This is a genomic window from Pedobacter rhodius (genome assembly GCF_027213645.1).
In the GTDB taxonomy this organism is placed as follows: Bacteria; Bacteroidota; Bacteroidia; order Sphingobacteriales; family Sphingobacteriaceae; genus Pedobacter; species Pedobacter rhodius.
Window position 1 is genome coordinate 105,076 of the sequence record NZ_JAPWGL010000003.1, and the last position, 18,527, is coordinate 123,602.

General features: G+C 38.2%; 15 protein-coding genes. 6 read left to right on the forward strand and 9 right to left on the reverse strand.

Features of this window, described 5'->3' with window-relative positions; all coding sequences use genetic code 11:
• Positions 1-30: 30 nt before the first annotated feature.
• Positions 31-885, forward strand: a complete 855-nt coding sequence (locus tag O0931_RS10515; RefSeq protein WP_269415535.1) for a diacylglycerol/lipid kinase family protein — start codon at positions 31-33, stop codon at positions 883-885.
• On the opposite strand, the gene O0931_RS10520 is transcribed toward O0931_RS10515, so the two are convergent.
• From O0931_RS10520 to O0931_RS10560, 9 genes are all read right to left on the reverse strand, one after another.
• Complete coding sequence (locus O0931_RS10520; RefSeq protein WP_269415536.1) at positions 882-1,271, reverse strand: hypothetical protein; 390 nt, start codon at positions 1,269-1,271, stop codon at positions 882-884. The genes O0931_RS10515 and O0931_RS10520 overlap by 4 nt on opposite strands.
• Positions 1,271-1,924: a TonB family protein gene (locus tag O0931_RS10525; protein ID WP_269415537.1), complete on the reverse strand. Its 654-nt coding sequence runs from the start codon at positions 1,922-1,924 to the stop codon at positions 1,271-1,273. The genes O0931_RS10520 and O0931_RS10525 overlap by 1 nt, the downstream gene beginning before the upstream one ends.
• 40 nt (positions 1,925-1,964) lie before the next feature.
• Positions 1,965-2,687, reverse strand: coding sequence for a peptidoglycan DD-metalloendopeptidase family protein (locus O0931_RS10530; RefSeq protein WP_269415538.1), 723 nt, complete (start codon positions 2,685-2,687; stop codon positions 1,965-1,967).
• Positions 2,677-3,057, reverse strand: coding sequence for a 30S ribosome-binding factor RbfA (rbfA, locus tag O0931_RS10535; protein WP_269415539.1), 381 nt, complete (start codon positions 3,055-3,057; stop codon positions 2,677-2,679). Before rbfA ends, O0931_RS10530 begins: the two co-directional genes overlap by 11 nt.
• 107 nt (positions 3,058-3,164) lie before the next feature.
• Positions 3,165-4,355, reverse strand: coding sequence for a GTPase HflX (gene hflX, locus O0931_RS10540; RefSeq protein WP_269415540.1), 1,191 nt, complete (start codon positions 4,353-4,355; stop codon positions 3,165-3,167).
• A 423-nt stretch (positions 4,356-4,778) separates the two neighbouring features.
• Complete coding sequence (gene trpC, locus O0931_RS10545; protein ID WP_269415541.1) at positions 4,779-5,561, reverse strand: indole-3-glycerol phosphate synthase TrpC; 783 nt, start codon at positions 5,559-5,561, stop codon at positions 4,779-4,781.
• 122 nt (positions 5,562-5,683) lie between these two features.
• Positions 5,684-6,265, reverse strand: a complete 582-nt coding sequence (locus O0931_RS10550) for an anthranilate synthase component II (RefSeq protein WP_269415542.1) — start codon at positions 6,263-6,265, stop codon at positions 5,684-5,686.
• Between the two features lie 22 nt (positions 6,266-6,287).
• Positions 6,288-7,685, reverse strand: coding sequence for an anthranilate synthase component I family protein (locus O0931_RS10555; protein WP_269415543.1), 1,398 nt, complete (start codon positions 7,683-7,685; stop codon positions 6,288-6,290).
• 449 nt (positions 7,686-8,134) lie between these two features.
• Positions 8,135-8,578, reverse strand: a complete 444-nt coding sequence (locus O0931_RS10560) for a cytochrome B (protein ID WP_269415544.1) — start codon at positions 8,576-8,578, stop codon at positions 8,135-8,137.
• A gap of 114 nt (positions 8,579-8,692) precedes the next feature.
• Here O0931_RS10560 and O0931_RS10565 point away from each other — a divergent pair, with 114 nt between their 5' ends.
• The 5 genes from O0931_RS10565 to O0931_RS10585 all read left to right on the forward strand — a co-directional run bounded on the left by O0931_RS10565 (position 8,693) and on the right by O0931_RS10585 (position 18,477).
• Positions 8,693-11,725, forward strand: coding sequence for an amidohydrolase family protein (locus O0931_RS10565; RefSeq protein WP_269415545.1), 3,033 nt, complete (start codon positions 8,693-8,695; stop codon positions 11,723-11,725).
• The gene (locus tag O0931_RS10570; RefSeq protein ID WP_269415546.1) at positions 11,715-13,034 is read left to right on the forward strand and encodes an amidohydrolase family protein; all 1,320 of its coding nucleotides are present in this window, start codon (positions 11,715-11,717) and stop codon (positions 13,032-13,034) included. The genes O0931_RS10565 and O0931_RS10570 overlap by 11 nt, the downstream gene beginning before the upstream one ends.
• Positions 13,035-13,205: 171 nt before the next feature.
• Positions 13,206-16,388: a TonB-dependent receptor gene (locus O0931_RS10575; protein ID WP_269415547.1), complete on the forward strand. Its 3,183-nt coding sequence runs from the start codon at positions 13,206-13,208 to the stop codon at positions 16,386-16,388.
• A 104-nt stretch (positions 16,389-16,492) separates the two neighbouring features.
• The gene (locus tag O0931_RS10580) at positions 16,493-18,247 is read left to right on the forward strand and encodes an ABC transporter ATP-binding protein (protein WP_269415548.1); all 1,755 of its coding nucleotides are present in this window, start codon (positions 16,493-16,495) and stop codon (positions 18,245-18,247) included.
• Positions 18,248-18,261: 14 nt separating this feature from the next.
• Positions 18,262-18,477, forward strand: coding sequence for a PLD nuclease N-terminal domain-containing protein (locus O0931_RS10585; protein ID WP_269415549.1), 216 nt, complete (start codon positions 18,262-18,264; stop codon positions 18,475-18,477).
• The last annotated feature ends 50 nt before the right edge of the window (positions 18,478-18,527 follow it).

The following is an 18,527-nucleotide window of genomic DNA, read 5'->3' on the forward strand; positions in this document are numbered from 1 at the left end:
TTTGATGTTACCAAAAGAGGTTAATCTGCCATGAAATTACTGTTCATTATTAACCCGGGTTCGGGTAGCCACAATATCAATCTGAAGGAAGTAATTTCTAATCATTTCGAGAAAAATCCAATTGAAACTGATCTTTTCGAATTACCTGATGATTGTTCTATTGATAAAATAAAACACGAAATAAGTCGCTCAAAAGCCGATAAAGTTATTGCCGTTGGTGGCGATGGAACGTTAAAATTGGTTGCCGAGTGCTTATTAAATTCGGAAACGCCAATCGGCATAATTCCAGCAGGTTCTGCAAATGGAATGGCAAAGGAATTGGGAATTCCAACGGATATCACGGAAGCATTAAATTTCCTGGAAACAGGAACGCCGAAGAAAATTCATGTGGTTAAAATTAACGATGAGATTTGCATCCACCTGGCCGATTTAGGTTTTAATGCCTACCTTGTAAATAAGTTCGATACCTTACCGGAACGTGGTATGTGGGGTTATGCGAAGGCAACCTGGCATGCCCTGTGGAACCATAAAAGAATGGATGTTGAACTGAAACTTAAGGATGAAACTGTAAAATCGAAAGCGGCAATGGTTGCAATAGCGAATGCAACGATGTACGGCACCGGCTTAAAGATAAATCCCGACGGAAAATTAGATGATGAATTGTTCGAAATCATTCTGGTGAAAGACTATTCTTATCTGGAGATTCTTAAAATCTGGATAACCAAACTGCCGTTTAATCCAAAGAAAATAGAAGTTTTTCAAACTTCAGAAGTGAAAATATACTCTAAGTACAAAGCACATTTCCAGGTAGATGGTGAGTATATCGGTAAGCTAAATAAGGTTGAGGCAACAATTATACCTGCAGCAATTTCGGTGATTGTTTAAAATAATCTTTTATGGATTTTGATGGTAAAGAACAACCTGAAAAATTCTGCAATAAAACATAGTTTAAACAGAATATCGAACCAGCTTTGGTTTAAGTTTAACAGTTCTGGCAATAAGGTTATAAAACCTATAGAAAATATCCAAACGATTAACCGAAAAGGGAATTGAATGTAGTAGGCAATGAAACCAAATTTTTTATTAAGCAATAATCCTATAGCAGAAACAAATAACAGTAAAAAAATTGGGATGGTGAGCACAACCCTTACCTGTGATAAAATCTGATTAGGGATTTCTTTCAGATGTGTGATGATTTCCCAGAAAGGTTTTGCTAAAAGACCGATACTAATAACATCTAAAAGCGCAAAAATTCGAATGGTTAACCGCATTATTTACAATATTTGGCAAGATAATCATCTGCTTTATCGCTTCCCAGATTTTTTACGAGATTAAAATCTTCGCAGGCACCTTGCTTATCGCCTTGTTTTATTTTTTTTAGTGCCGTTTTAAGTACACCATCCAGGTACTCATCATCAATTCCAAGCTGAGATTTTATGGCTAATATTTGTGCTTCCTGTCCGGGTTTTGCCTGTGCTTTATTTTTGTAAAAGTTAATTACCGCATTTGTTAATCCCTCTTCTGCCTGATAAGCTGCAATAGAAGCTTTAATTTCAGCATTGCTTTTGCCTTCACAATTGTAGCCGGATAATTTAAAATTCACCGGAACAACGACTGAAATTGTGGTATCGTAACCTGCCGGAACCTGCCATTTACCGCTACTCATTCTAACCAATCGAAGTGCTTCATCATCTAAATCGGAAATAATTCCCCTGGTAATTTTCGATGCGTAAACTTTCCCGGTTTGATCTAACTTAAAACTTACATTAACAGTTCCCTGAATACAATTTTGCTTCGAAAACTGAGGATAAATGGTATTGTTTTTAAGGAACGAAGCAAAACCAGATGGTCCGCTTTTAAACTGCACCTGCGCCATTGCCAGGCTGCTGAACAAAACAAAACCAAGAATTAATAACTTCTTCATCACCCTAATTTACTGAAAATAAGCTGAAAACCTACTTAGTTTAATAAAACGAATATTTTAGAATTAAGTTTGGATCAGGACAGTTTGCCAGGTATTTATCGCGCTCGCTGAATTTACAAACACCAGGATAATCACCTTTTAAATCTTTTATGTCTAAAACTAGCTGAAAATGAAGGTGTGGTGGCCAGTATCCGTTTTCTTCTTTTACGCCAAGTTCAGCAATCTTTTTCCCTGCACCTATAACCTTGCCCTCTTCCAAACCATTTAACGACGCCAAACTTAGATGGCCATAAAGTGCATAAAATTCAAAGCCCTCCATGTTGTAGGCAAGAATTATCGTTGCGCCATAATCGCCGAAGTTATTGTTGTTCGCGAAGCTATGAACTTTAGCATCGTAAAAATTATAAATTGATGTTTCGGCCGGACCCCAAACATCAACACCTAAATGTAAGCGGCGGGGTTCTTCGCCGGTATTGAAATGAGCACTTCTGGAATAAATCGTTCTATGCTCATTATAACCGCCAATACCATAACGGGCATCATTATCTGCCAGTTTCTGATTTACCCATGCAGAAAACAAATCCGTTTTATCCAGAATTTCATCTGTTAATTCGGTATTGGCTGAAGTAAAATCAAGCGGCAAAAGTTTATCAGAATTTTTGTTAAAATCGACTACTTTTTGAATAGATAAGGCATTGGCTTTAATAACCTCTTTGAAAGTTCTCATTAATTTCTGCGCTAAAACAGCGAAACTATTCTTCACTGTCTTCTTCTTTTTGCCTTGGTTCTTTAGCAATCTTTTCGAAAAGACTGTCCATACGTTCAACATATTCATTTGTATCATCTACAAAGAATGTGAGTTCGGGCACAACTCTTACCTGGTGACGTATTCTTCCACCCAATTTATACCTGATTTCGCCACTGTGGGCATTTACAGTATTAATGGAAAGCGTTGTGTTATTCGTATTAAAAAAGCTCAAATAAACTTTGGCAACGGCTAAATCCGGCGAAACCCGCACACGTGTTATAGTAACCAAAGTATTTGGCAAAAACGAACCGCCTTCGCGCTGAAAAACCTGTGCCAATTCTTCCTGTAGTACTCCTGCAAATTTCTGCTGACGTTTACTTTCCATAATATTTTTTCTTCGTTATTGCGAGGCAGGAAGCAATCCTAAAACGCTTAATTTTGAATAGCGATTGTTGTAAGATTGCTTCGTCCCTCGCAATGACGGTTGATTAATTAATATAACAAATTACTATCATAAGGATACCTCGCTGTGTGTGCAGCCTTTACCTTATCATATAATAGCGTTTTAAATTCTTCTATATTTTCTTTTTCTGTAGCCGAAATAAACAAAACCGGCACTTTGCCATGGCTCATCCAGCTTTTCTTAAAATCTTCGATGGTTAATTTTCCATCATCATCTTCGTCTTTAACTTCCGGCGAAACATAGGCATCAATTTTATTAAAAACTAAAATCATGTCTTTATCAATTGCACCGATATCTTTTAAGGTTTCGTTAACGATATGAATCTGATCCTCAAAATTCGGATGCGAAACATCGACAACATGAATCAGAAGATCTGCTTCACGAACTTCATCCAAAGTCGATTTAAAACATTCTACCAAATGGTGAGGTAACTTTCTGATAAATCCAACGGTATCGGACAGCAAGAAAGGCAGGTTTTCAATTACGACTTTACGAACCGTTGTGTCTAAAGTAGCGAAAAGCTTGTTTTCTGCAAACACTTCCGATTTCGAAAGCATGTTCATAATAGTCGATTTCCCGACATTGGTATAACCAACAAGGGCAACACGAATAAGCTGACCGCGATTTTTGCGCTGCGTTTCATTTTGCTTATCTATATTCCTTAAACGCTCTTTTAACAAAGAGATTTTATTCAGAATAATTCGCCTGTCACTTTCAATCTGCGTTTCACCAGGTCCACGCATACCAATACCACCCTTCTGGCGCTCTAAGTGCGTCCACATACCGGTTAGCCGTGGCAAAACGTATTGTAACTGGGCTAATTCTACCTGTGTTTTCGCTTGTGCAGTTTGTGCCCTGCTAGCAAAAATATCCAGAATTAAATTACTTCTGTCTAAAACCTTAACGCCTAATTCTCTATCTATATTTCGCAGTTGCGATGGCGATAATTCATCATCGAAAACCACTGTATCAATCTCTTCCGATTTTACATACGCTTTTATTTCTTCAAGCTTTCCGGTACCCACAAAAGTTGCACGCTCTGGTTTTAACATCTTTTGGGTGAAGTTTTTTTCTACCATACCACCGGCTGTTTCAACCAAAAAGGCCAACTCATCTAAATATTCTTTTGTTTGCTCCTCTTTCTCGCCAGGCGTTATTACGCCGACCAAAATGGCTCGCTCCTGCTTGATAGCAGTATCATAAAATTTTTGTTTTCCCATGTAATTAGAACAAAGATACGAAATTTGCAAACGTGTAAATCCATATACAAACCATGAAGGTGTAATAAAAGTTTTTTGCTTTGGTCAGTTATACCCTTTAGGTGTCGGAAGAATTGAAATCATTAATGCATTAAGAAAATTAAGGCTTTTCCGGTATATATCTAATAGGGAAAAATGCCAAAAGCATATTTATCTTAATAGTCTTAACCTCTAAATGGTTTAATAATTTTAAGCATATAAATTGATTTTATTTATTAAGCTTCGTTATAAAACACATCCGACGCTGCGCTTTAGATAGAGGCTCCGGACCTGCACATTTTTCAACATCGTAAGATGCGATAATACAAAACCCGCTTGTTACAAATGAGCGTGAGCTATAAGTTAAATTCAGTGCCTTCTGTGTTTCCGTGGAAAACCAAAAAACTAAATCTGCCCTACAAATTCTTTAATCGCAGCACCAGGATTGTCGGTTTTCATAAAATTCTCGCCAATTAAAAATCCATTAAATCCAGCCGTTCTTAATTCTCTAATTGTTTGCGGATTACTAATTGCACTCTCCGAAATTTTCAAAAACTCATCAGGGATTCTGTTTACCAAATCGAATGATGTTTGAATATTAACCGTAAAATCGCCAAGATTCCTGTTATTAACACCAATAGCGTCTAAATCCGGGCAAATGCTTCTTTCCAACTCTTCAAGATTATGCACTTCAAGCAGCACATTTAAACCAAGGTTTTGGGCAAACTTTCCGAAATCGCTTACTTGCTGCGGCGTCAAAATCGAGGCAATCAGCAGAATAATATCCGCTCCCCAGGCTTTCGCTTCCAAAATCTGGTATTCATCAATCATGAAATCTTTTCTCAAAACCGGGATATTGTTTGCCGCCCTTGCAGCCAGGATATCGTCGGTTTTACCGCCAAAAAAATCTACGTCGGTTAAAACAGAAAGTGCAGAAGCACCCGCATTATTATAGGCTTGTGTAACCTCAGCTACATCTGCAGTGCCGTTAATTAATCCCTTCGAAGGTGAACGACGCTTAAATTCAGCAATAATTCCGCTTCGGTCTTCAGCCAGCAAAAATTCTTTAAAAGAATAAGTATTTCTGTTAAAATGGATGGATTGCTCCAAATCCTTAACAGAAACCAATGCTTTTGCGTTGGCAACTTCCTGCTGCTTGCGTAATACGATTTTATCTAAAATATTCATTTACTTTTCTATTAAGTCGTTATTGCGAGCTGGCTTTTTCAGTCAACGAAGCAATATTTTCTATAAAATTGATTGCTTCGTGCCCTCGCAATGGCGGATATACTTGCAATGACGAGTTTTCTTTAAGATGTCAACCAGTTCTCCATCATTTGTTTACCAAATTCCGTTAATACACTTTCCGGGTGGAATTGCACTCCACGAACGTCGAGTGTTTCATGCCTTAATGCCATAATTTCGTTTTTATGATCCCTGGCCGTAATTTTTAAGCAGGATGGAAAATTCTCTTTGCTAACTACCCAGCTATGGTAACGACCAACATTGATGGTTTGCGGGCATTCCCAAAACAAAAATTCATCGCCGTCTACAACCGTTACCGGCGTTGCAATGCCATGCATTGGCCGGCCAAGATTTAAAAGTGTTCCGCCGAAAACCTCCGCAATTGCCTGCTGACCTAAACAAACGCCGAAAATACTTTTTGTAGGCGCATAAGTTTTAATTACATCAAGCAATAATCCGGCTTCTTCCGGAATTCCTGGTCCGGGAGAAAGTAAAATTTTATCGTACTGTTCTACGTCGGCAAGTTCAAATTTGTCATTTCTCCATACTTCGGCTTCGTAACCAACTTCATTAATTAAATGAACCAGGTTATACGTAAAACTGTCGTAATTATCGATTACCAGAACCGTCTTTTTATTATCACTCATTGTAATTCGTAAATTAAAAATCTTAAATATTTTGTGCCATTTCAATCGCCTTGCGTAAAGCTGCAATCTTATTGTTTACTTCCTGCATTTCTGTTTCAGGCACAGAATCGGCAACAATTCCGGCACCGGCACGGTAATGCAGTTCATTGTTTTTACTCATAAAAGTTCTAATCATTATGGCATGATTAAAGTCTTCGTTAAAGCCCATAAAACCAATTGCACCGGCGTAAAAATTGCGCCCCAGCTGCTCATTTTCATCAATCAGCTGCATAGCTTTATATTTCGGTGCGCCACTTAAAGTTCCTGCCGGATACGTATCTGCAACAACTTTAAAAGCACTGACATCATCCTGTAAATGGCCGCTAACTTTGCTTACCAAATGAATTAAGTGTGAATAATATTGAACTTCTTTAAAAGATTTAACTTCTACCCGGTTGCAATGCCTGCTTAAATCGTTTCTGGCCAAATCAACAAGCATTACATGTTCGGCGCTCTCTTTCGGGTCTTGTTCTAATTTTTTTGCCTGTTCTGCATCTTCGATATCGTTTCCACTACGTTTAAAAGTACCCGCTATAGGAAAAATATTGGCTGTATTGTTTTTAATGGTAATCTGTGCTTCGGGTGATGAACCAAAAAGTTTAAAATTCCCATAATCAAAATAGAACAGGTACGGTGAAGGATTTATTGAGCGCAGGCAGCGGTAAACATTAAATTCATCCCCTGTAAAAGCTTGTTTAAAGGCCCTGGAAGGTACAATCTGGAAAACATCGCCGCGGTAAATGTGTTTTTGAAGTTTTTCTACCAGCTGAATAAATCCTTCATCAGTTAAATTAGAAGATTCTTCGCCTTTAATTTGAAATTTGTATTCCGGGTAGTTTTTATTCTGAATCAGGTATTCCATTTTCTCCAAACCAACCTCTTCTTCACCTTCAAAAGCATTTCTGAATAAGGTTATTTCATTCTTGAAATGGTCGATTGCGATGATGTAGCGATACAAATGATATTGCATTTCAGGGATTTCTTCTCCTTCCGGCGTTTCAGATGTAAACTTAATATCTTCGAAATGCTGAACGGCATTCCAGGTGAAATAGCCAAACAAGCCACTTGTTATAAACTTGATTTCGGGAATTTCGGTTTCTTTAAATTTATCTTTAAAGGCAGAAATCTGTTCGGTTAAGTTTTCACTCTCGGTTATTTCAACCGAACCATCAGGAAAATAACTTTCCAGTCTGGTACCTTTTAAAATGATGCCTGCAACCGGATCGGCGCATACAAAGCTCATTGAATTTTCACGACTATGGTAATCAGAACTTTCCAATAAAATACTGTTCGGGTATACATCGCGCAAGCGTAGGTAAATGCTTACCGGTGTAGTGGTATCAGCAAGCAATTTTTTATAGGTGGTATTAATTTTAAACATTTCTTTCTCTGTAGTCATCATTACATCGTACCTCGCAATGACGTGAATTTATTAATAAATAAAAAGCCCGGCGTGTGGTTCTACGCCGGGCTTTAATGGTTCTTTAAGGTTTAGGTTGATAAAAAATATTTCCTCATACGCAGCCGGCGCAATTCTGTTTTGAATTACCTTGCCAAAGCCATGTATGTATATTGTTGATCATGAGCGACAAAAATATAAAGAATTTTGAAAAACGGAAATATTAATAAAAATAGTTTTAAAAATTTTAACCGCAAAGTCCGCTAAACTGGAATTCTAAAACCATTTAACCACCGAGCACACGGAGAAAAGGCACAAGCACATGAGTTTATATATTTTCCATGCCCTCTGTGAGATCTTTGTGTGCTCTATGGTAAAAACCTTTGCTCAACTTTGCGAAAAAACTTTATGCGCTTTGCGGTTAAATCCCTTTAAGATATTCCAAAGAAACTTCTACCCGGAACATCTTTAACCATTAATAAAATGGCGACGATAATCAGAATTAATGCCAATCCAAAAAACACTGATATCGTACGGTGCTTTGCAACCGCTTCAACTGCCTTTTTCGATTTTGAATTCCCAACTGTAATTAAAATAATGGCCAAAATCATCATGCTGATGTGTTCCATTTTCCAATAACGACCAACAGCGTTGCTGCTATCTGCTTTGTACCAATCGCCAATAAAATATAAAGCCAAACCAATCAATAGTTGAATGTGCGCACTGATTAAAGTAAACACATTTAGTTTTCTATCGCCTTCAGTATAACTTTTATTGCCTAACCAGCCAGTCAAGGCCTTAATAACTGCAATAAGCAATAAAATAAAAACGATATAACGCCATCCGGAATGAGCACTTTTTAAAATTTGATACATAGTGATAATGTTTTGTACACCAAAAGTAATGATTAATTGTAAAAAAGAGGTTAACAAGCAATTTCGACTGTAATTTATATTAGTTTTAAACAAAATAAACCCCTAAAACATATTATGAAGAAAATTTTACTCGCCTTTGCGCTGGTATTTTCCTCTACGATTTTGTTTGCACAGCAAAATACCTATCCAGTTAACGGTTCTTACGACACAAGGCCGGGTATGTTTGCATTCATTAATGCAACAATTGTAGTAAATGCCAATCAAACTTTAACAAATGCAACATTATTAGTAAAAGGCTCTACTATCCAGGCCGTTGGCTCCGGATTGGCCGTTCCAAAAGGCTATGTTGTTGTAGATTTAAAAGGGAAATTCGTTTACCCTGCTCTCGTTGATGCTTTTACAAGTTATGGCGTTCCTGAAGCAACTGTTCAGGCACGTGGTTTCGGTGGAGGTGGTGGTCAGCGCCAGTCTATTTTTGTTTCTACTAAAAAAGGCGCTTATGGCTGGAATGAATCCATCAGACCAGAAACTTATGTGAAGAATATCTTCACTGTCGACAGTAAAAAAGCGGATGAGTTACGTAAAGCCGGTTTCGGAAGTGTGAATACGATTAGTCGTGATGGTATTGCACGTGGCGTTTCGGCAGCTGTAACTTTAAACGAGGGTTCTGATAATAATGTCTTTTTAAAAGACCAAACCGCAGCCAACTATTCATTTAATAAAGGCACATCATCAAACGATTACCCGACGTCTTTAATGGGTTCAATCGCTCTGTTACGCCAAACCTATTACGATTCGCAATGGTATGGCAAACAAAAAGAGGAGTATAATATCTCTTTAGAGGAGTTTGGAAAACAACAAGCGATGCCTCAGATTTTTGAAGTTGACGGCTGGGCAAATGTACTTCGTGCAGATAAACTTGGAAAAGAGTTTGGCAAACAATACATCATCAAATCCACAGGCGATGAGTATCAACGCATTAATGAGGTAAAGGCAACAGGCGCAAGCTTGATTATTCCCTTGTCTTTCCCTAAAGCTTACGATGTTGAAGATCCTGCGGAAGCAAGAAACATTACATTAGCACAAATGAAAGCCTGGGAACTGGCACCAACAAACCCTGCAGCGCTTGAAAAAGCAGGCGTTAAATTTGCCTTAACGGCTTTTGGTCTAGAAAATATCCGCGATTTCTGGGCGAATATCCGCACTGCGATTGATAACGGATTAACCGAAAAACAAGCTTTACAATCAATTACTGAGGTTCCGGCTTCACTTTTAGGCATCAGTGATAAAGTTGGCTCACTGGAAAAAGGTAAAGTGGCTAATTTCCTAATCTCTTCGGATAATTTATTCAAAAAGGAAAATATCATTTTCGAAAACTGGGTGCAGGGTAAACGCTACATCGTCAATAAAATGGATGTTTCTGATGTTCGTGGAAATTACAACCTGAATGTTGATGGAATTAGCGGAGGCCTACTGTTGAAAATTACCGGAACTGCTGGCGGCTCAACTGCTGCCATCGAAAGAAGTGGTGTGGATAGTGTTAAAACAACAGCAACATTTGCCAGAAACGGCGATTGGGTAAGCATTAATTTTAACCTGAAGAAGAATCCTAAAGGCGATGTTCGTTTAAGCGGTTACTTAACTTCTGCAAGTCCTTTAACTTTTAAAGGTGAAGTAGCGCTGCCCGACGGAACTTTTGGCAAATTTACGGCAACTTATAAAGAAGCCGCCCGTGAAATGCCAAAACGTGAGGAGCCAAAACCTGCCTTAGCAGTTGGTACATTGCTTTATCCGTTTGGTGCTTTTGGTAATACAGAAATACCTAAACAAGAAAGTGTTTTAATTAAAAACGCAACCGTTTGGACGAATGAAAAAGAAGGTGTTCTTCAAAATGCCGATGTGCTGCTAGAAAACGGAAAAATCAAAGCTGTTGGTAAAAACTTATCTGCTGGAAGCGCAAAAGTAATTGATGGTACAGGCAAACATGTAACTGCAGGTATTATCGATGAACACTCGCACATTGCCGGTAGTGGTGGTATTAACGAAGGCGCACAATCTGTTTCGGCAGAAGTTCGCATCGCTGATATTATTAACTCGGAAGATGTAAACATTTATCGCCAGTTGGCTGGAGGTGTTACAACTTCTCATATCTTACACGGTTCTGCAAACCCAATTGGTGGTCAATCTCAGTTAATTAAATTACGTTGGGGTAAAGCACCGGAAGAATTAAAATTCGCAGGTGCAGATGGTTTCATCAAGTTTGCCTTAGGCGAAAATGTTAAGCAAAGTAACTTCGGTACTGGTGCCCGTTTCCCGGTAACACGTATGGGTGTTGAACAAACTTTTGTTGACGAATTTACCCGTGCTAAAGAATACGAAAAAGCAATGAAGGTAAAGGGCAACAGTGTTCGCAGAGATTTGGAATTAGATGCAATTGTTGAAATTTTAAACAATAAACGCTTTATTACCTGCCACTCTTATGTTCAGAGTGAAATTAATATGCTGATCCATGTTGCAGATAGCTTAGGTTTCAAAATCAATACTTTCACCCATATTTTAGAAGGTTATAAAGTAGCCGATAAAATGAAAGCGCATGGTATTGCCGGTTCTACTTTCTCAGATTGGTGGGCTTACAAAAACGAGGTTGCTGAAGCAATTCCTTATAACGGAAAAATTATGCACAACGTGGGCGTTACAACTGCTTTCAACTCGGATGATGCTGAAATGGCCCGCCACTTAAATCAGGAGGCTGGTAAATCGGTCCTTTATGGTGGTGTTCCTGAAGAAGATGCCTTGAAATTTGTAACCCTTAACCCTGCTAGAATGCTTCACATCGATGATAAAGTTGGGAGTTTAAAACCCGGTAAAGATGCAGATGTTGTAGTTTGGTCTGCAAACCCATTATCCATCTACGCAAAAGCAGAAAAAACTTTTGTTGACGGAATTGCTTATTGGGATATTGATAAAGATGCTCAGACAATCAAAACACAACAGGCAGAAAAGGCTCGTTTAATTCAGAAGATGTTGGATAGCAAAAGCACTGGCGTTCGTACTCAACGTCCGTTTGGCAATGCACCACGCCTTTACAATTGCGAAACTTTAGAAGATTATTCAGCAGAATTAAATGAAAAAGAACATGCGCACTAACCTAAAATATTTATTAAGCCTGGCTTTATCGGCATCGGGCCTGATGTGCTTTGCACAAGCCAATATATCACCCGCTAAAAAGCAAACAAAAACCATTGCCATCACAGGCGCAACAGTTCATGTAGGCAACGGAACGGTTATTGAAAATGGAACCATTCTTTTCAGTAATGGAAAAATTGTATCAGTTACAGCAGGCGGACAAGTTCCCCAGGGTGATGTCGTACGCATTAATGCTTCGGGCAAACATATTTATCCGGGTATGATTGCAGCGACAACAAACCTAGGTTTGGCTGAAACAGAATCGATAAAGGCAACTTTAGATTATCAGGAAATCGGTGATTATAATTCACACATCCGTTCTATCGTAGCTTATAATACAGATTCGAAAGTTCCGGCAACTTTACGTAGCAATGGAATTTTAATGGCACAACCAACGCCACAGGGCGGAACGGTTTCCGGAAGTTCGTCAGTTGTTCAGTTAGATGCCTGGAACTGGGAAGATGCTGCAATTAAAACCGATGACGCCATGCACATGACCTGGCCTGTAACGCCTCGTTTCAGAGGAGGGTTCGGCGGTTTTGGCAGACCTGCAGTTTCACCCGAAATGTTAAATGAACGTACCCAAGCGGCGATTAGTCAGTTAACTTCTTTCTTCGCAGAAGCGAAGGCGTATTCAGAAATGGGTAAACCTGAAGTAATCAATACTCGTTTCGAGGCGATGAAAAAGGTGTTTTCAGGTGCTGAAAAATTATTCATCGCGGCAGAAAGTCAGAAAGACATCGTTGCATCGGTTAACTTTGCAAAAAAGTTCGGCATTACGCCTGTTATCACAAGTGGAGATGAAGCTTATTTAATTATCGATTTCCTTAAAGACAACAATATTTCAGTTGTGGTAAAACAACCTCATGCTTTACCAAATAACAATGATGATGATGTGAATATGCCCTATAAAAATGCTGCAATTCTGGCAAATGCGGGATTAAATGTGGTATTGAGTATCGATGGTTACTGGCAGCAACGTAACCTGCCATTTATGGCCGGAACGGTTACAGCCTGGGGCCTGGATAAGGAAAAGGCATTATCAACCATTACACTCAACGCAGCAAAAGTTATGGGTGTAGATAAAACGACAGGCAGTATTGAGGCTGGAAAAGACGCCACTTTATTTATCTCTGCAGGAGATGCCCTGGATATGAGAACAAATAAAGTTGAACAGGCTTTTATTCAGGGAAGAGACATTAACCTGGATAACCTGCATAAACAGCTTGATAAAAAATTCAGCGATAAATATACTGCTGATAAAAAGTAGATTAATTCAGTTTAGATTTTTAAAGCCTCCGCCGATTAATTTCGGCGGAGGTTTTTTATTTTAACATGCACCCCAAAAACCAACAATTTAACAACCATTTCTTAATCTAAAATCGAACTTCAGTTAACACAGTAACATCAACTTTGCACCATAAAAAATCAGAAACTAATTATGGTCAAAAATTTACTATTTGCAGTATTATTGCTGTGTTTTTGTGTTTCAAATTCATTAAAAGCGCAAACTACGCAAGCATCCATTTCAGGTATTGTTACCGATGAACAAAAGAAGCCGGTTCCAGGTGCTTCTGTCCAGGTTAAAAACAACTCAACGGGTTTTACCACAAGAACATCAACCAATGCACAAGGAGAATATACCTTTAAAGAACTTCCTTTAGGCGGGCCTTACACGGTAAAAGCCATATATATTGGTTATGCCGAGCAAAACAGAACTGGTTTTATGCTAAATCAGGGTGATGCTGTAATGGTGGCCATCAACATGCAGGAATCATCGCAAAATCTTGGCGATGTGGAAATCAACGGGTCTTCATTAAGGAATAAAGTTCAACAATTTGGTGCATCAACTGAGATTTCATCTAAAACAATGAATTTACTACCTGTTAACGGACGTAACTTTTCCAGTTTAACAGATTTATCCCCTTTATCGGGTCCTGGTGGTATTTCTGGTCAGTTAGGCTCATCTACTAATTTTACCATAGATGGTATGACGGCAAAAAATCCTACATCAGCCGGTAGTACAACCAGCCGAAGTGGTGCTCCATATTCCATCTCGATAGAAAGTGTACGAGAGTTTAAAGTTGTTACCAACCAATACGATGTTAGCTTGGGTCGCTCAGGTGGTGGAACCATTAGTGCGGTAACCAAATCTGGTACAAATGAAATTACAGGAAGTGCATTTGCTTACAACCGTGCCGATTTTTTAGCTAGCAAGTATGATATTAGAGGAAACGCAAGAGTTAATGATTTTTCTACTTACCAATACGGTTTTAGCTTAGGTGGCCCAATTATTAAAGATAAATTACATTATTTTGCAGCCTGGGATCATCAAAGAGATTCTCGCCCATTAATTATTGCCGATATTAATTCGCCTGCTGATGTGGCCCGTTTTAATATTACAAATGCAACATTAAATGATTTTTTAGCTGTTGCAAGAAACAAATACGGAGTTGCCAACACACAACAGTTTGGTTCTTTCGCTAAAAAAAGAGGTACAGATGCTGGATTTCTGCGTTTAGACTGGCAAATTAATGATAAGAACTTATTAACCATTAGAGATAATTATACCAACGATAGAAACCCATTAGGTTTAGCCGATAACACAGCGATAAACTTCTATGAAAGTTATGGTAACGATAAAAACGTTGATAACAGCTTGTTAGCCACATTACGCTCTACGATTAGCAGCAAAGTTACTAATGAGTTAAAAGTGCAGCATTTGTACACTTACCAAGCCAGCACTCAAAACGACGAATTAGGTTTTGCCATCCCGAGAGCAGTTGTTTCTAACTTAGAGTCTACTTCGCCAACGGGCGGTCTGTTAGCTACTTCAGTTCAAATTGGCGGACATCGTTTTGGACAAGAGGGTTTTACCAATAACGTTTTCCAGTTGGTAGATAATTTATATTATAATACAGACAAAATCAAATATACATTTGGTATAGATGTTATGTACACCCATGCCAAATCATTGTATGGTAGCGAGGTGAACGGACGCTTTACATTTAACAGATCTGGTACTGCTGCAGCAGGAAATCAGCAAACCTCCTTACAAAATTTTAATAACCTAATACCGATAAGCTATTACAGAGAAGTACCTTTAGTTGCCGACCCAAGTGTTATCGGTAGATTATGGAATACTGCTATTTATGGCCAAATGCAAACTAAATTAGGTAAAGGTTTAGATTTTACAGGTGGTTTACGTTTAGATTATAGCAAATACCCAACATCGCCGCTTAATCAACAACTATTTGATGCCATTGGTGTAAGAACAGATCATGAATTAAAGCAATTTTTAATTCAACCTCGTATCCAGTTCAACTGGGATGTTAACGAAAACCATACCGATTATGTTCGTTTAGGAGCCGGGATTTTCGGTTCAGATGTGAACAATTACGTAACCATTAACAACTTAACATTTGATGGTAAACACTTAGCGACAGTTGATGTTACCGGTACAGGCGTACCAACGCCGAACTTTGCTGGTTATAGAAACGGAACCGTTTCAGCACCAACTTTACCAGCTTTGCAAATTCCTACCATAAATACCTATGCTGATGATGCGAAAGTACCAGTAGTTTATAAAGCCAACTTATCATATAACAAATTAATAAATGATAAAATACGAATAGGTATTACGGGTTATGCAACTTTAGCACGCCATAACTATATGTATGTGGATAGAAATATGGTGGCGAATCCTTTCTTTACATTATCAAATGAAGGAAACAGGGGTGTATTTGTGCCAGCAAACACAATTAATACGGGGAACGGAAATACAGATTGGAAACTTGGCCGTTTAACTAATGCGTTTGGTAGAGTATTAGAATTAAACAGCAAAGGCAAAGTAAATCAATTTGCTATAGTTGTAGATGGTACGTGGAAATACTTTAAAGATGGAGAAATTACGGCAAGCTTTACCTGGAATGATTCAAAAGATAACACATCTTACAACGGTAACGTTGCCAACTCAGCTACACTATCATTACCTGTTGTAGATGACCCAAGAAATTTAAGCAACATGACTTATTCCAACGGCCAATTCAGAAATAAAGTAGTAGTTTATGGAACATTGCCATCATTTTATGGCATTAAAGCCGGTATTCGTTATTCAGGTATTGGTGGTACCAGATATAGTTTATTATCTGGGGGCAACACCAACGGCGATTTTGTAGCAACAAACGATTTGGCTTACATCTTTAGTACAACAAATACAAATGTACCGGCAGCGCTTAGAACTGCTTTACAAACCTTATTGGCCAATGGCGATGCAAGCCAAAGTTTAAAAGATTATATTACCAAATATGAAGGTACTTTTGCACAACGTAATGGTGGTATAAATGGCTTTTATGGTACAGTTGATTTAAGATTAGCTTATCAGTTTAATTTTGGACCACGTAAAAAACAAAGCTTAGAAATTTCTGGTGACTTGTTTAACGTAGCAAACTTATTTAAGAAAACCTGGGGCACATCAGAAACTTTAGGTACACAAGCACTTTATGCGGTTACTGGTTTTGATGCCGCAAGCTCTAATTACAATTACCGTTTAAACAATACAGGAATTGTAACGCCAACGGGTAACCCTTGGCAGGCACAAATTGGGTTGAGATACGGATTTTAACATCGAAAGGTACATCTGTATCTTTCTGTAAAGTCATAAAAAAAGGGAATGGATTTTTATCCGTTCCCTTTTTTTATGTTTGCATTAACAAACAATAAAACTTAATGGGATTATTATTAGACTACCTGAAAAACCACAAGTGGATTGTGGCTTTAGCTTTATTGCTGGCAGGTGTAAATATTGGCTTTTCTTTAATGGATCCTTATTTTACGGGAAGGATTTTAGATTTATACATCAATAAAAGAGCATCTTTCACGAGCAAAAGTGCTTACATCTGGGGGGCGCTTGGCTTCATCGGATTGGCTATCGGGGCCGCAATGGTTTCCCGCATTGCAAAAAATTTTCAGGATTATTTTACCAGCGTTATCGTACAAAAAGTTGGTGCAAAAATGTATGCCGACGGTTTGCAACATTCGCTAAAATTACCTTACCAGGTTTTCGAAGATCAGCGAAGCGGAGAAACGTTAGGTGTTTTACAAAAAGTGAGATTGGATTCTGAGAAATTTATAACGTCATTTATCAGTGTGCTTTTCGTAAGCTTAATCGGGATGGTTTTCGTAATCGTTTATTCGGTTTCCATAAGTTATAAAGTAACCTTGGTTTATTTCGCCGCGATTCCGATTATCAGTTTTGTGAGCTGGTTTTTGAGTCGTAAAATCAAAACCATTCAGCGCTCTATCGTGGGCGAAACAACAGCACTTGCAGGTTCTACAACGGAATCTTTAAGAAATATCGAGCTGGTCAAAAGTTTAGGTTTAGCCGACCAGGAAATTGAAAGATTGAACAAAACCACTTACAAAATTTTAGGATTAGAACTTAAAAAAGTGAAATACGTAAGAAGTATGAGTTTTGTTCAGGGCACAACCGTTAACTTGGTAAGGAGCTCTATGATTGTGGTGCTATTACTTTTAATTTTCGATAATACCATTTCTCCCGGACAATATTTTTCATTTTTGTTCTACTCATTTTTCCTTTTCGGACCATTACAGGAACTAGGAAATGTAATATTAGCCTGGCGTGAAGCCGAAGTTTCTCTAGGCAACTTCAAAAAGATTTTAAGTACACCCGTTGATAAGAAGCCTGTTAACCCGATATCGATTAAAAAAATTAAAGAACTTGCTTTTAAAAACGTTAGTTTTAAACACCTGACTGCAAATAGAAATGCTTTAGAAAATATTTCGTTTAATACCCATAACGGGCAAACCATTGCATTCGTTGGTCCGTCGGGTTCAGGAAAATCGACATTGGTTAAACTTTTAGTCGGTTTATATCCGGCAAAAGATGGCGAGATTTTATACAACGGTAATCCAAGTAACGACATTGATTTAGATGCTTTGCGGGAAAAAATAGGTTTTGTAACACAAGATACGCAGCTATTTTCAGGTACAATCAGAGAGAATTTATTATTTGTAAACCCTACAGCAACGGATGAGGAATGTTATAAAGTTTTACATCAGGCCGCTTGTCAAACGCTGTTGGCCAGGGCAGACAAAGGATTGGATTCGTTAATTGGTGAAGGTGGTGTAAAAGTTTCTGGCGGCGAAAAACAACGTTTGTCAATCGCGAGAGCATTATTGCGTCAACCGGATATTTTAGTTTTCGATGAGGCAACCTCTTCATTGGATTCTATAACGGAAGAGGAAATTACTAAAACCATAAGGTCGGTTTCCGATCTAACGGATCACATGACTATTTTAATAGCGCACCGTTTGTCAACCATTAAGCATGCCGATGTAATTTACGTTTTAGAAAAGGGACATATTATTGAGCAGGGCACACATGAAAGCTTAATTGCACAAAATGGTTTATACCAGGCCATGTGGCGACAACAAATTGGCGAAAGAATTGTTGAAGCTTAATAAATTTTCATTTTATGGTTTTAGCACAAATAGAAAGTAACGAATTCGCCATTATTATTATACTAGCAGCCATTCTTTGGCTGGCACTTATTTTAACGGCATTGTACCACATCTCCAGAAACAGGCAAATGGGTTTTAGTGTGAAGGCACTGTGGTTTATCATTATTCTTTTTGCCCCGTTTTTAGGTTCAATTATATACCTTATCTGGGGAAAGAATAAACATTTTTAAATACGAGGATTACTAAAAATACGTCCCCGGAATACGATAATTTACGCGGA